We start from the raw sequence: 13029 nt of genomic DNA on the forward strand, positions 1-13029 counted from the left end.
CGCGCAATGACTGGATCAGGGATATGTCGAACCGACACCGTCCACTGGCCGCACGCACGCAGCGCATGCGGCGGCCAGGGACTGTTGCATGATGCGCCATGCGACAGCGCAGACGCGCCGGCTCAGACGCGCTTGAACACCAGCGTGCCGTTGGTGCCGCCGAAGCCGAAGCCATTGGACATCACCGCATCCACCTGGACCTCGCGCGCCACGTTGGGCACGTAATCCAGGTCGCAGCCTTCACTGGCTTCTTCCAGGTTGATCGTCGGCGGGATGATGCCGGTGTGCAGCGCCATCACCGAGAAGATCGCTTCCACACCGCCGGCAGCGCCGAGCAGGTGGCCGGTCATCGACTTGGTCGAGCTGACCATGGTCTTGTAGGCATGCTCGCCCAGCGCGCGCTTCATCGCCAGCGTTTCGGCCAGATCGCCCAGCGGCGTGGAAGTGCCGTGCGCGTTGAGGTAACCGATCTGTTCGGGGTTGAGCTTGGCATCGCGCATGGCCGCGACCATGCTGCGCGCCGCGCCTTCGCCGTCTTCGCTCGGCGCAGTCATGTGGAACGCATCGGAGCTGGCGCCGAAGCCGACCAGCTCGGCATAGATGCGCGCGCCACGCGCCTTGGCGTGTTCGTACTCTTCCAGCACCAGCACGCCGGCGCCGTCGCCCAGCACGAAGCCGTCGCGCTGCTTGTCCCAGGGACGCGATGCAGCGGTGGGGTCGTCGTTACGGGTGGACATCGCCTTCATTGCACAGAAACCGCCGACCGAGCTCGGCGAGGAACCGCGCTCGGCGCCGCCGGCCAGCATCACGTCGGCATCGCCGTACTGGATCATGCGCATCGCCGTGCCGATCGAGTGATTGGAGGTGGCGCAGGCGGACACTGCCGAGAACGTCGGTCCCTTCAGGCCTTTGATCAGGCTCACCTGGCCCGGCAGCATGTTGATGATGGTGCTGGGCACGTAGAACGGCGAAATCTTGCGCGCGCCGCCCTCATGGAATTTGATGGTCTGCTCTTCAATGCCGAGCAGCCCGCCGATGCCGGAGCCGAGGATGGCACCAATGCGTTCGGCATTGCTTTCGTCGATCTCCAGGCCGGAGTCATCCAGCGCCATGAACGAGGCACCGACACCGTAGTGGATGAACGAATCCATCTTCTTGACGTCCTTGGCGGACACAAAAAGCGTGGGGTCGAAATTCTTGATTTCGCCGGCGATCTTGGTGGTGAACTGCGAGGCATCGATCTGCGTGATCGGGCCAATGCCTGAGCGCCCGTGGATGATCCCATCCCAGCTGCTGGCCAGATCATTGCCCAGCGGCGACACCATGCCCATGCCGGTAACGACAACACGACGACTCATTGCAGATCTCCTCACCACGGAACGGACGGTGCTTGCGGTTTGCGGGTGACGCTTGAAAAACACAGGGCCGCATCAGCGGCCCCATGGAATGTCTGACGCAGCAGCGGCATGACGCACGCCGCCGCCATCAGGAACAACGCATCAGCTCTTGACGTGAGCCTTGACGTAGTCGATCGCCTGCTGGACCGAGGTGATCTTCTCGGCCTCTTCGTCCGGGATCTCGCACTCGAACTCTTCTTCCAGCGCCATCACCAGCTCGACGGTGTCCAGCGAGTCGGCACCCAGGTCATCGACGAACGATGCGCTGGTGGTGACTTCCTCTTCCTTGACGCCGAGTTGTTCGACGACGATTTTCTTGACGCGTTCTTCGATGGTGCTCATTGGGGATATCGCTCCAGATGGAGTAGTGGTGGTTCGAGTTTTAGGATCCCCGCACATGGATGTGCGGTGCTCCTGTGAGGGACTCACAAAACGCCATCGCCGCTGCGATGGCCGCGTTGGATAGTGTAGTGGAAGCGCCCGAGCCTTGCATTGCATCACAAGTCCCGGCCGATCAGCCACTTAGCGCCTCCCGGCGGCGCACGCTCACGGCATGTACATGCCACCGTTGACGTGCAGGGTCTCGCCAGTGATGTAGCGGGCAGTCGGGCCGGCCAGGAAGGCCACCGCGTTGGCGATGTCCTCCGGCGCGCCCAGATGACCGAGCGCGATCTGCTGCAGCAAGGCGGCTCTGGCCTCCTCCGGCAGTGCCTTGGTCATGTCGGTGTCGATGAAACCGGGCGCCACCACATTCACCGTAACCCCGCGCGAGCCGATTTCCTTGGCCAGCGACTTGGAGAACGCGATGATGCCGGCCTTGGCCGCGGCATAGTTGGTCTGGCCGGGGTTGCCGGTCACGCCCACCACCGAAGCGATGTTGACGATACGGCCCTTGCGCGCCTTCATCATGCCGCGCATCACCGCCTTGGAGGTGCGGAACACGCTGGTCAGATTGGTGTCGATGATCGCCTGCCAGTCGTCGTCCTTCATCCGCATCAACAGGTTGTCGCGAGTGATGCCGGCGTTGTTGACCAGGATCGAGATCGCGCCGAACTGCTTGCCGATCGCATCGATCAGCCCATCGACCGCCGCAGCGTCGGTGACATTGAGCTCACGGCCGTGGCCGCCGTCGGCAGCCAGGCGCTCGCCGATCGCCGCGGCGCCGGAGGCCGAGGTCGCGGTGCCGATCACGGTGGCGCCCTGGGCGGCCAGCGTAGCGGCGATGGCCGCGCCGATGCCGCGACTGGCACCGGTGACGAGGGCGATCTCGCCCTGCAGAGGCTTGCTCATGAATGCTGTTCCTCGAGTGGAAAGCGCGCGACCGCAGCCGCGAACGGTGAGGGATGCCGGCAGGACCGGCAGGTGCGTCGAATCAGTGCGTCCACGCCTCGAGCGCGCCGGCGTAATCGGCAGGCGTGGCCAGCGGGCGGGCGTCCAGGCTTTTGTCGATGCGCTTGATCAGCCCGCTCAGCACCTTGCCCGGGCCGCATTCGGCGATCCGGGTGATGCCCTGGGCTGCCAGCGCCTGCACGCAACCGGTCCATTGCACCGGCAGGTACAGCTGCTCGGCCAGCGCCTGGCGAATCGCCTCGCTGCCGGTATGCACGCGTGCATCGACGTTCTGCACCACCGGAATCTGCGGCGTCTGCCAGCTCAACCCGGCCATCGCTTCGGCGAGCTGATTGGCGGCATCGCGCATCAACGGCGTGTGCGAAGGCACGCTCACCGCCAGCTTGACCGCCTTGCGCACGCCGCGCTCGGCCAGCAAGGCCAGCGCACGGTCCACCGCCGCCGCATCGCCGCCGATCACGATCTGGCCGGGCGAATTGAAATTGGCCGGCACCACCACCTGGCTGCCTGCCGCCTCGGCGCAGACCTCCAGCACCAAGGCATCTTCGGCGCCCAGCACCGCGGCCATCGCACCGACACCGGCCGGCGCGGCGGCCTGCATGAACTGCCCGCGCAGGCGCACCAGGTGCGCGCCGTCGTGCAGCGACAAGGCACCGGAGGCCACCAGCGCGGTGTATTCGCCCAGGCTGTGCCCGGCCAGCAAGGCCGGACGCGCACCGCGCTGCGCATTCCACAGCCGCCACACCGCCACGCCCGCGGCCAGCAGGGCCGGCTGGGTGTATTCGGTGCGGTTGAGCATCTCTTCCGGGCCACCCTGGGACAGCGCCCAGAGGTCGACACCGGCGCCCTCGGAGGCTTCGGCGAAGGTTTCGCGGATCTGCGGATGCAGCTCGGACAGCTCGGCCAGCATGCCTAAGGACTGCGAGCCCTGACCGGGAAAGACGAAGGCGAGAGTGGTTTCGGTCACGCGTTGCTGCCTGCAAAAATCGAGCCGGGATGATACGTGCGAAATCGCCCCGGCGTCTGTACTGCCGCGTATGCAAGGCCCGTCCGGCGCGACCGCCGGCACACTTACAGCAAGGCGTTGAGCAGATCCATTTCGCCATCGGCCAGCCAGTCCACGCACATCACCAGTACCAGCAAGACGCCGAGCGAGGTCGCCGCGTGGATGGCCAGGATGGCGCGCGCCAGCGCCCCCGCAGAGCGGCCCAGGCGACCGGTGAGCTGCGCAAACCGCTGCAGTCGCCCGGTCACCACGTGCGCATGCGCCGCCACCGCCGGGCCGGCCGCATCGAAGGCGCCCGTCATCAACCGCTGCAGCACCTCGCGGCGGCCGCGATAGTACTTGGCCACGCAGTAGCCGAACACCAGCCAGTCGCGCGCCTGCGCCTGCGCCAGGTCCATCACTTCCAGCGGGTCTTCTTCGAAATCGATGAAGCCGACCGCCTGCCCGTCGAAGGTCATGTTGCGCGGAAGCGGCTGGCCGAAATACGCGCCATCGCGATGGGCATCGGCAATGGCCGCCACCGCCAGCGCGATCAGCCGGTCGCGCTCGGGCGCGTCGGCCTCGCGCAGGCAGCTGGCAAAGGAGCGGCCGTTGTCGCTGAGGACCAAGGCCGCCTGCCCGCAACCGACCACGCGCGGCACATTGACCGCTTGCGCCTGCAGTTCGCCGAGCCGGCGCGCTTCCAGATCGCGCGCAGCATCGCCGCCACGGTGCGGCGGTGGACGCAAGGCGTGCAGGCCCCAGCGGCGGGCGACGAAGTTGAGTGCTCCGAGCGAGACCGCCCGGCTGTCGCGGCGGTACTGCTTCAGCCAGACGCGCTGTCCGGCGATGACGATGGGTTCTGCCATGACGGGTCCGTCCCTGACGCTGTCAGGCGCCGCCGGCGGACGCGGCGGCGCCTGTGGGACTCAATAGCGCAGCAGCGCCGAGCCCCAGGTAAATCCGCCGCCGAATGCTTCCAGCAGCAGCAATTGACCGCGCTGCACGCGGCCGGAGCGAACCGCTTCGTCCAGCGCCAGCGGCACCGAGGCCGAGGAGGTATTGCCGTGGCGGTCCACGGTGACCACCACCTGTTCCATCGGCAGATCCAGCCGCTTGGCGGTGGCTTCGATGATGCGCAGGTTGGCCTGGTGAGGGATCAGCCAGTCCAGGTCGTGCTTGTCGTAGCCATTGGCGGCCAGGGTCTCGTCGACCACCGAATCCAGCGCCTTGACGGCGTACTTGAACACGTCGTTGCCCTTCATCAGCAACGCGCCGCCACCGTTCTTGCCTTCGCCGAAGCCCACCGACACGCCCACCGGATCCCACAGCAGCTCTTTCTTGCTGCCGTCGGCATGCAGATGGGTGCTGAGGATGCCGGTCTCTTCGTCGGCCTTGAGGATCACCGCGCCGGCACCGTCGCCGAACAGCACGCAGGTGGTGCGGTCGGTCCAGTCGACGATGCGGGTCAGCGTTTCCGCACCCACCACCAGCACGGTCTTGGCATCGCCGCTGCGCACGAACTTGTCGGCCACGCTGAGCGCGTAGACAAAGCCCGAGCAGGCGGCATTGACGTCCATCGCACCGCACCCGACGTTGCCCAGCCGCGCTTGCAGCAGGCAGGCGGTGGACGGGAAGATCAGATCAGGCGTGGTGGTGCCGATGACGATCAGGTCGATCTCGTCGGCGGTGACGCCAGCCGCTTCCATCGCCTTCAGCGAAGCGAAATACGCCAGATCGCTGGTGGTCTGGTCGTCGGCGACGATGTGACGTTCACGGATACCAGTGCGCGAGAAGATCCATTCATCGCTGGTGTCGACGATCTTGGACATGTCGTCGTTGGTCAACACCTTTTCGGGCAAATAGCTACCCGTGCCCGCGATTCTGGAATAGATCCGCTTGCTCATGCTGTTTCCTGGTGCAAGAGCCGCGGTGATGGGCGGCTCCGGAAGTATCGAGGGTCACCCGCCGGCAAAACTGCGGCGGGTGCCACGGATCAATCTTCTTGGACGGCCGACGACTTGGTCGCGATCACCTTCTTGCCACGGTAGTAACCGTCAGCGGTGATGTGGTGGCGCAGATGGATCTCGCCACTGGTCGGATCGGTCGACAGCTGCTTGGCGGTGAGGGCATCGTGCGAACGACGCTGGCCGCGACGGGACGGGGTGACACGGGATTTCTGCACAGCCATGGGATTGCTCCAACTTTAGTTCGATAACTTGTCTGTTGAGTCGAACAGCACGCTCTACGCCCGCGTCGACCTGTCTTTCCGCCCTTAACAGCGGCGGTTACTGTTTCTTCAACGCTGCCAGCGCCGCGAACGGACTGGCCTTGTCTTGCTCTTCCTGGCTCGGCACCCACTCGGCCTCGATGGCTTCGCTGCCGGGCGCCATCGGCACCACCGGCACCGACAGCACCAGTTCGTCCTCCACCAGATCCGTCGCCCGCAGCATGCCGTCGTCGGGCACCAGCAAGGCTTCGTAATCGGGCGGCAACGCCGCCTCTTCGTCCTCGTCGCGGATCAGACCAAGACGCTGCCTGATCTGCACCGGATACAGAAAACGCTGCAAGGTGCGCTGGCAGGCCAGCGGCAGCTCGACATCGATGCTGAGTTCGACATAGGCGACCTTGAGCAGGACGTCCTGATCGAACTGGAGCGAATAGACGCATTCGCCCTCGGTATCGACCAGACTTCCCTGCAAACGGGTCATCGCAGAGAGCGGGATGCGGCCATCGAAGCGCCTGCGCGCTGCGACCATCCGCCAAGCATCCAGCATTTCGGGTACGTTCGCGGACATAAGCCGCAGAATGTTAAAGACCCGCAGTAGCCATGTCAAATGCACCCATTCACATGTGCCGCACGACGCGCGGGCTGGCAGACTCCCCTGCCCGCCTCTTTCGACGTTCATGATGCCACGCCTGATCCTTGCCTCCACCTCCGTCTATCGGCGCGAGCTGCTCGGCCGCCTGCGGCTGGACTTCACCACCGCCCGCCCGGAGGTCGACGAGCAGGCGCTGCCGGGCGAAGCGCCGGGCGCGCTGGCCAGCCGCCTGGCTGCCGAAAAGGCCGCCGCAGTGGCCGCGCAGGCGCCCGAGGCCTGGGTCATCGGCTCGGACCAGGTTGCCGACCTGGACGGCCGGGCCCTGGGCAAACCGGGAACCCTGGACCAGGCGCGCGCGCAGCTGAGCGCCATGTCCGGGCGCGCGGTGCGCTTCCACACCGCCGTCAGCCTGGTCGGCCCCGACCGCCACCTGCATGCGCTGGATGTGACCGAGGTGCAGCTGCGCCCGCTGACACGGCTAGAAATCGAACGCTACCTGGCCGCCGAACCCGCGCTGGATTGCGCCGGCAGCTTCAAGTGCGAGGGTCTGGGCATCGGCTTGTTCGATGCGATCCGCTCGGAAGATCCGACCGCCCTGGTCGGCCTGCCGCTGATCGCGCTGGCGCGGCTGTTGCGGCAGGCCGGGTTTGCGATTCCGTAAGACCAACTCGACGGCCACAGAGCCGCTCAAGCGAATCTTGTCGCCAGTCGCCATGACGTTGCAGGCCCACCGTCACGACGGCGCGGCTTACAGCCAGTGAGGCATGGCGCCACCGCTCACCGTTGCACGAGCACTGGCCGGTTGCGCTACTCCGGCCGAGCGAGTTCGCAGAATTGATATGGGTACTGGGCTTGTCCGACATGCGAGGACAAGGTGCGGCAACGTGACGGATCCAGGGTCAGCCCATACGCAGCCAGACGCTGCTGCGCAGACTCGCGCACCGCACGATCTGCAGCGGCGATATCCAGCGCCTTGCCCTTGGGCACCTGCAGCACACAGCGCCCTGGGGTCACTGCTTCAAGCTCCGCACGCAGGCCGCGGGCGATCAGCCAGCGCAACCGCGTGCACCGAGGCTGCGTGTCCCAGCCAAACTGCTGCGCCCAGCCATTCATGCGATCGATCCGCAATTGCTGCTTGTCGCGCGTGGCGCCCAACATCGCGTACAGCTGCGCCCGCTCGGCGATCAAGGCCCTGACCCGCTCGCGGTACCGATCGGTCTCGGAAAGATTGGTCGCCACGCCGATGTAACGCGCCTGCTGCGGCAACAGCGGCACTCGCCAGGACTGCGGCTCGTCGCCGACCAGCAGCACCGTGGATGCAGCAGGATCGGCAAGCGCCGGTTGCTCGACCTGGAAACTGTCGCGCGCCCATGCCTCATGCCCCCAGTCCTTCCATCCAACCAACGCAACCAGCGCGCACACACCGATCAACCACGCAGCCTTGCGATCCGCATTGACCGCAAAGGCATGCCGGCACACGACCCACAGCACCAATGGCGCAAGCAGCTCCAGTACCAGCAGATAGCGGTGGATACTGAAGACCGCTTGCCACAGCGCGTAGGCAATGCCGAAGAACACCAGCAGGACCACCGCTGCGCGATCGCGACTTGTCGAAGGCACGCGACGGCGCAGCACGATGCGTCCCGCTGCCATCAGCGCGACCGCATACAACACCGCCCATCCCGCCTGCACCAGACCAAGATCGCCGACGCGTTGCGGCTTGAACGTAAACAGCAGCGGCCAGATCAGGTGTTCGCCGATGTTGCGCGGCAACCAGCGGATATCGGCAATCGACACCGGCTGAGCCAGCGGCGACTTGAACACGCCGTTGAATTGCGGAAACAGCGGGTTGCCAAAGTGTTGCCAGACCTGCCAATACCAGTGCCCTGCCAGCAACAGCAACACCAGCACCGCGACACCGGCAAGAACGCTCAACCCCAGAATCCGCGACCGCATGCGCCCACCGTCGCACAACACCGCCGGCGCCAGCGCCAGCGCGTACAGCGCATTGGTCAGCTTGAGCGCGATCGCCAGACCGATCAGTGCGCCGGCGATGGCCCACCCCCACGCAACGCCTCGTCCTTGCCGCGCGTTGGCCTGCGCCAGCAGCACGATCGCCAGCGACGCCAGTACCGGGATCGCGCTGGCGGTATCGCCCATGGTGTTGCCCAGTTCGGACAGGAACACCGCACTGCACATACCGGCCACCGCGAACAGCGGGGTCCACTGCGCACGTCGCGATTCGTTGGACAGGACACGCCACGCCACGACGGCCACCGGCATGAACACCACTGCATGCAGCGCACCCAATAACGCCCCGACCAATGGCCCGGGCAGATGCAGCATCAACCAGGCATGCAGGACATCGAGCAGGGGACTGAAGTAACTCTGCATCTGCGCCGGCGCCAGGTCCACGCCCAGACGATCGTCGGCCCACGCGCCACCGATGTAGAGATGGTAATTGCGTAAATCCCAATTGGCGTCCTGCCCCAGACCGAGCGAGAGCAGCGCGCCGAGCAGCAGCACGGCCATCGCCGCAGCGATGACCTGGCGCGACGAATGAAAGCCGAAACGGCCATCCGCCCAGCGCGACAAACGCTGCAGGCGCGTCGCCGATGTCGCCTTGGTCACCGATGCCATCACTGCGCTCCCTTGTCGTGCGAGGCGGCCACACGGTTGCCTACGCCCGGCTCGGCCAGATACGCCAGATGCTTGGCCTCGACGCGTCCACGCGTGACCGTGTCCAGAATCAGTCCGCAGGCAAGCAACAGAAAACCGAGCAGCATCAGCGCAACGCACAGGATCGCGGTCGGAAAGCGCGGTACCAGGCCGGTTTGCAGGTAAGTCTCGAACAACGGGATCGCCAGCACGATCGACAACGCGGCGCTGAGCGCAAAACCGATCGAGAAGAACAACAGCGGCCGCTCGGCCTTGAACAGTTTTGCAATCGTGGTGAGGATGCGCCAGCCGTCGCGCCAGGTGTTCAACTTGCTTTGCGAACCTTCCGGACGCACGCCATATGCGGTCTCGACCTCGGCTACCGGCATGCGCAGCTGCAAGGCATGCACGGCCAGCTCGGTTTCGGTCTCGAATCCATGCGCATGCGCCGCGAAGGATTTGACGTAGCGCCGCGAAAACACCCGGTACCCGGACAACATGTCGTCGAAACTGCGCCCGAACAGCAGCCCCGCGCAGCGCGTCAGCAGGACATTGCCGAGGCGGTGCCCTGGCCGGTAGGCGGCCTGTTGTTGATCGCGACGTGCGCCGACCACCATATCCAGCCGTTCGTCGATGAGCTTGCGCACCAACGCCGGTGCGGCGGCTGCGTCGTACGTCGCATCGCCATCCACCAGCACGTAGATGTCGGCTTCGACATCGGCAAATCCACGCCGCACCACATTGCCCTTGCCCTGCAGCGCAACGCGGCGCACCTGCGCGCCAGCCGCCACGGCGTTGGACGCGGTGGCGTCGCTGGAGTTGTTGTCCAGCACATGGATCACCGCACCGGGCAATGCCGCAGCGAAATCGCCGACCACGGCGGCGACTGTCGCCGCCTCGTTATGGCATGGCACCAGCACGGCGATTCGAAACCCGGACAGATGTGCGGGATGGGCAACGGGCAAGGCGTCGGTCATTGCGTGATCTAAGGTGCGGAAACGGTGACAGGCTGCTCCCACCAGTCCTCGACGCTGCCGTCGCGGCCGTGCAGGCGCAGGCCCAACCAATGCGTGCCGGATGGCAGCGCGCGCGTATCGAGCGTGGCGGAGAAGCCGACGCGGGGATGCTGCGGGTCGGTGGAGATCTTCCAGTACGGACGGACATCCATCGGGCTGCCATAGTCGGCTCGCGCGACCGCACGGCCATCGAGGAGCAGCTCCACATCGGCCAGGCCGATACCGTCCTTGAACGCCCAACCACGCACCTGGATCTGGCCGGACACGCGCACATCCGGCAGCGGCGTGTCGATCCAGGCCATCGCCGGGGCGATGCACGGCCCGGGAGCGCGTTGCGCCGGCAGTGCGAACAGCAGAAAACGTTGATATCCGTGATCGGTGGACACTACCGTGGGCGGCGGCAACGGGCCGACCATGTCGCAGATGGCGTGATAGCGCTTGAGCAGGTCGCGGTAACGCTGATCGCTGGGCGACAGCACCAGCAGACGTGGGCCATTGCGGCGTCCGTCGCTGAGCAGGCCCCATTGCTGCAACTGCGCGCTGCGCCCGTGCTTGTCGTTCAAGTCGGCACGCAATACCTCAATCTGCGCATCGTGCAACTGAAAACCAAGCTCGGCGCCCACCTTGAAGTTCTCTGCCAGCACCCGCGTGCCCGGCGGCATCTGCGCCAGCTGACGTTTGACCGCGCGCGCCAGATCGTTCCAGCCGGCAAAGTTGCGCGGGTAGTATTTTTCGCCGGCCGCATGCGCGCGGATCGACGGCACCGACACCGCCAGGTAGTAGCCGTAAGCCCCCAGCGTGCCGAGCAGCGCAAGCAGCCATGCGGCACGGCGCACCGGAAGCGGCCAACGCAACAGGATCACCGGCACCGCCACCAGCAACGCCAGATAGCCAGGCAGCGGCCAGTGGAAACTGATCCGCTCGGCATCGCTGAAGAAGCCGAGCACGAAAATCGCCACGGTCGAGATGCCGCCCAGCAATCCGAAATACCGCCACTGCGCACGCGACCCGCCGCCGGAACGCGTGCCGGCCAGGGCCACCTTGAGCATGGCCCAGGCCAACAACGGCGTCACCGCCACCGTCTGGATCAGCAGGAACCACAGTCCGCCGATCTGGAACCGCCACGGATGCCGGTCGACCAGTTGAAAGCGCAGCCCGGCCTCGTCGTGGTCAGTATTCCAGAACAGCAGCGGCAGCCAGCTCACCGCACCGACCGTCAGCGCCAGCCAGATGCGCGGGTCGCGCAGCACCGCACGCCCTTGCGGGATGCACAGCAGCGCGATGCAGCCCACGCCGATCACGCCGACGAAGCGGTAATGGCTGAGCGCGCCGATCACCAGACCGATCGCCAGCTCCAGCGCGCTGGTGGCATCGACCTCGCGCAGCAGGCGTGCGCCAGCGTCCATGCACAGCACCGCTGCCAGGGCCATCGGCACGTCGGGCACGGCCAGGATGCCCAGCGTGGCCGACAGCGGCATCAGCAGCGTCAGGCTGCCGGCCTGCCAGCCCAGGGTGGAGCCGAACCAGCGCGTGGCGATGTGCGCAACCAGCCACGGCAGCAGCGCGGCGATGGCCAGAAACGGCAGGCGCATTGCCAACAGGTGGTGGCCGCCGGCCTCCACACCCAGCCGCGCCAGCCAGGCGGTCATACCCGGCAGATCCGAATACGCCGCAGCCAGGTGCTGGCCTTCCTGCCAGTAAAACGCCTCGTCGACGAACAGCGGCAACCGCGCGGCGATCAACAGCTTGACGGCCGTCGCCAGTGTCCACAGGATCACGAAGGTGCGATGTGCGCGTTGGTCCCCCTGCATTGCCCTGTGCACTCTTCTTTCACCTACGGAATTGTGATGTCGACACCGCTGCGTTCCACGGAAATGCTAACCGATGCGCTGCGTCAATCGCTGCGGCGCGCGCAAGACCAGGTCAATTCGCTGCTGCTAGGCAAGGCGCAGGAGGTGCGGCTGGCGTTCGTGGCGCTGCTGTCCGGCGGACATCTGCTGATCGAAGACCTGCCCGGCCTGGGCAAGACCACCCTCGCCCACGCGATGGCCTCCAGCCTGGGCTTGGGCTTCCAGCGCGTACAGTTCACCTCGGACCTGTTGCCGGCCGATGTGCTGGGCGTGTCGGTCTACGATGCCGCCTCGCGCCAGTTCCAGTTCCATCCCGGCCCGGTGTTCACCAACGTGCTGCTGGCCGACGAAATCAATCGCGCCCCGCCGCGCACGCAGAGTTCGCTGCTGGAGGCGATGGCCGAACAGCAGGTCACCCTGGATGGTGTGACCCACGCCTTGCCGGAACCGTTCTTCGTGATTGCCACGCAGAATCCGGTCGACCTGTCGGGCACGTTTCCGTTGCCGGACTCGCAACTGGATCGCTTCCTGCTGCGGCTGAGCCTGGGCTACCCCAGCGCCGATGCCGAGCGCGCGTTGCTCTCCGGGGTGGACCGCCGCGAGCTGATCGCCCAGGCCGCACCGCAGCTCAGCGATACCGACGTGGTCGCGCTGCGTGCGGTGGTCAACCAGATCCATACCAGCGACGCCTTGATCGGCTATGTACAGGCGCTGCTGTTGCGCAGCCGCCAGCATGCCGGGGTGCGCGTGGGCCTGTCACCGCGTGCCGGCATCGCGCTGCTGCGTGCCGCCAAGGCGTATGCGCTGCTGCTCGGGCGCGAGCACGTGCTGCCGGAAGACGTGCAGGCGCTGTTCGTGGCCGTGGCCGGTCATCGGCTGGTGCCGGAGGCAGAATCGTCCTCCGGGCCGGCGCTGGCAAAGGCGCTCCTGCACAGCGTGCCGGTGGACTGA

The 13029-nt window shown here is 66.2% G+C and carries 13 protein-coding genes; 2 read left to right on the forward strand and 11 right to left on the reverse strand.

Annotated features, from left to right (window positions below; genetic code table 11):
- Positions 1-122 precede the first annotated feature (122 nt).
- From fabF to FHY19_RS11800, 8 genes are all read right to left on the reverse strand, one after another.
- Positions 123-1358, reverse strand: coding sequence for a beta-ketoacyl-ACP synthase II (gene fabF, locus FHY19_RS11765; RefSeq protein ID WP_259166249.1), 1236 nt, complete (start codon positions 1356-1358; stop codon positions 123-125).
- A 141-nt stretch (positions 1359-1499) separates the two neighbouring features.
- Positions 1500-1739, reverse strand: a complete 240-nt coding sequence (gene acpP / locus FHY19_RS11770; protein WP_002814322.1) for an acyl carrier protein — start codon at positions 1737-1739, stop codon at positions 1500-1502.
- Positions 1740-1943: 204 nt separating this feature from the next.
- Entirely contained in the window at positions 1944-2687 is a 744-nt protein-coding gene (gene fabG / locus FHY19_RS11775) for a 3-oxoacyl-ACP reductase FabG (protein WP_259166250.1), read from the reverse strand.
- 82 nt (positions 2688-2769) lie between these two features.
- A complete protein-coding gene (gene fabD / locus FHY19_RS11780; RefSeq protein WP_259166251.1) occupies positions 2770-3714 on the reverse strand; it encodes an ACP S-malonyltransferase in 945 nt (314 codons plus the stop codon).
- 104 nt (positions 3715-3818) lie between these two features.
- On the reverse strand, positions 3819-4601 hold the full coding sequence (locus FHY19_RS11785) for a serine/threonine protein phosphatase (RefSeq protein WP_259166252.1): 783 nt from the start codon (positions 4599-4601) through the stop codon (positions 3819-3821).
- 60 nt (positions 4602-4661) lie between these two features.
- Positions 4662-5639, reverse strand: coding sequence for a beta-ketoacyl-ACP synthase III (locus tag FHY19_RS11790; RefSeq protein WP_005995227.1), 978 nt, complete (start codon positions 5637-5639; stop codon positions 4662-4664).
- 89 nt (positions 5640-5728) lie between these two features.
- Positions 5729-5923, reverse strand: a complete 195-nt coding sequence (rpmF, locus tag FHY19_RS11795) for a 50S ribosomal protein L32 (RefSeq protein ID WP_003483870.1) — start codon at positions 5921-5923, stop codon at positions 5729-5731.
- 97 nt (positions 5924-6020) lie between these two features.
- Complete coding sequence (locus FHY19_RS11800) at positions 6021-6530, reverse strand: YceD family protein (RefSeq protein WP_259166382.1); 510 nt, start codon at positions 6528-6530, stop codon at positions 6021-6023.
- A gap of 109 nt (positions 6531-6639) precedes the next feature.
- Between FHY19_RS11800 and FHY19_RS11805 the strand changes: the two genes are divergently transcribed.
- Positions 6640-7215 (forward strand): Maf family nucleotide pyrophosphatase, encoded by a 576-nt coding sequence (locus tag FHY19_RS11805; protein WP_259166253.1) that lies wholly within the window; start codon positions 6640-6642, stop codon positions 7213-7215.
- A 146-nt stretch (positions 7216-7361) separates the two neighbouring features.
- Here the strand turns inward: FHY19_RS11805 and FHY19_RS11810 are convergent, their stop codons facing one another.
- From FHY19_RS11810 to FHY19_RS11820, 3 genes are read right to left on the reverse strand one after another with little or no spacing between them, the layout of a single operon-like run.
- Complete coding sequence (locus FHY19_RS11810; protein WP_259166254.1) at positions 7362-9194, reverse strand: hypothetical protein; 1833 nt, start codon at positions 9192-9194, stop codon at positions 7362-7364.
- Positions 9194-10189 carry a glycosyltransferase family 2 protein gene (locus FHY19_RS11815; RefSeq protein ID WP_259166258.1) on the reverse strand — a complete coding sequence of 332 codons (996 nt, stop codon included), beginning with the start codon at positions 10187-10189 and terminating at the stop codon, positions 9194-9196. Before FHY19_RS11815 ends, FHY19_RS11810 begins: the two co-directional genes overlap by 1 nt.
- An 8-nt stretch (positions 10190-10197) precedes the next feature.
- Positions 10198-12039, reverse strand: coding sequence for a glycosyltransferase family 39 protein (locus tag FHY19_RS11820; protein WP_259166259.1), 1842 nt, complete (start codon positions 12037-12039; stop codon positions 10198-10200).
- A gap of 36 nt (positions 12040-12075) precedes the next feature.
- Between FHY19_RS11820 and FHY19_RS11825 the strand changes: the two genes are divergently transcribed.
- Positions 12076-13029 carry a MoxR family ATPase gene (locus FHY19_RS11825; RefSeq protein WP_101363571.1) on the forward strand — a complete coding sequence of 318 codons (954 nt, stop codon included), beginning with the start codon at positions 12076-12078 and terminating at the stop codon, positions 13027-13029.

This window comes from Xanthomonas sp. 4461 (assembly GCF_024806475.1).
Classification (GTDB): domain Bacteria; phylum Pseudomonadota; class Gammaproteobacteria; order Xanthomonadales; family Xanthomonadaceae; genus Xanthomonas; species Xanthomonas arboricola_F.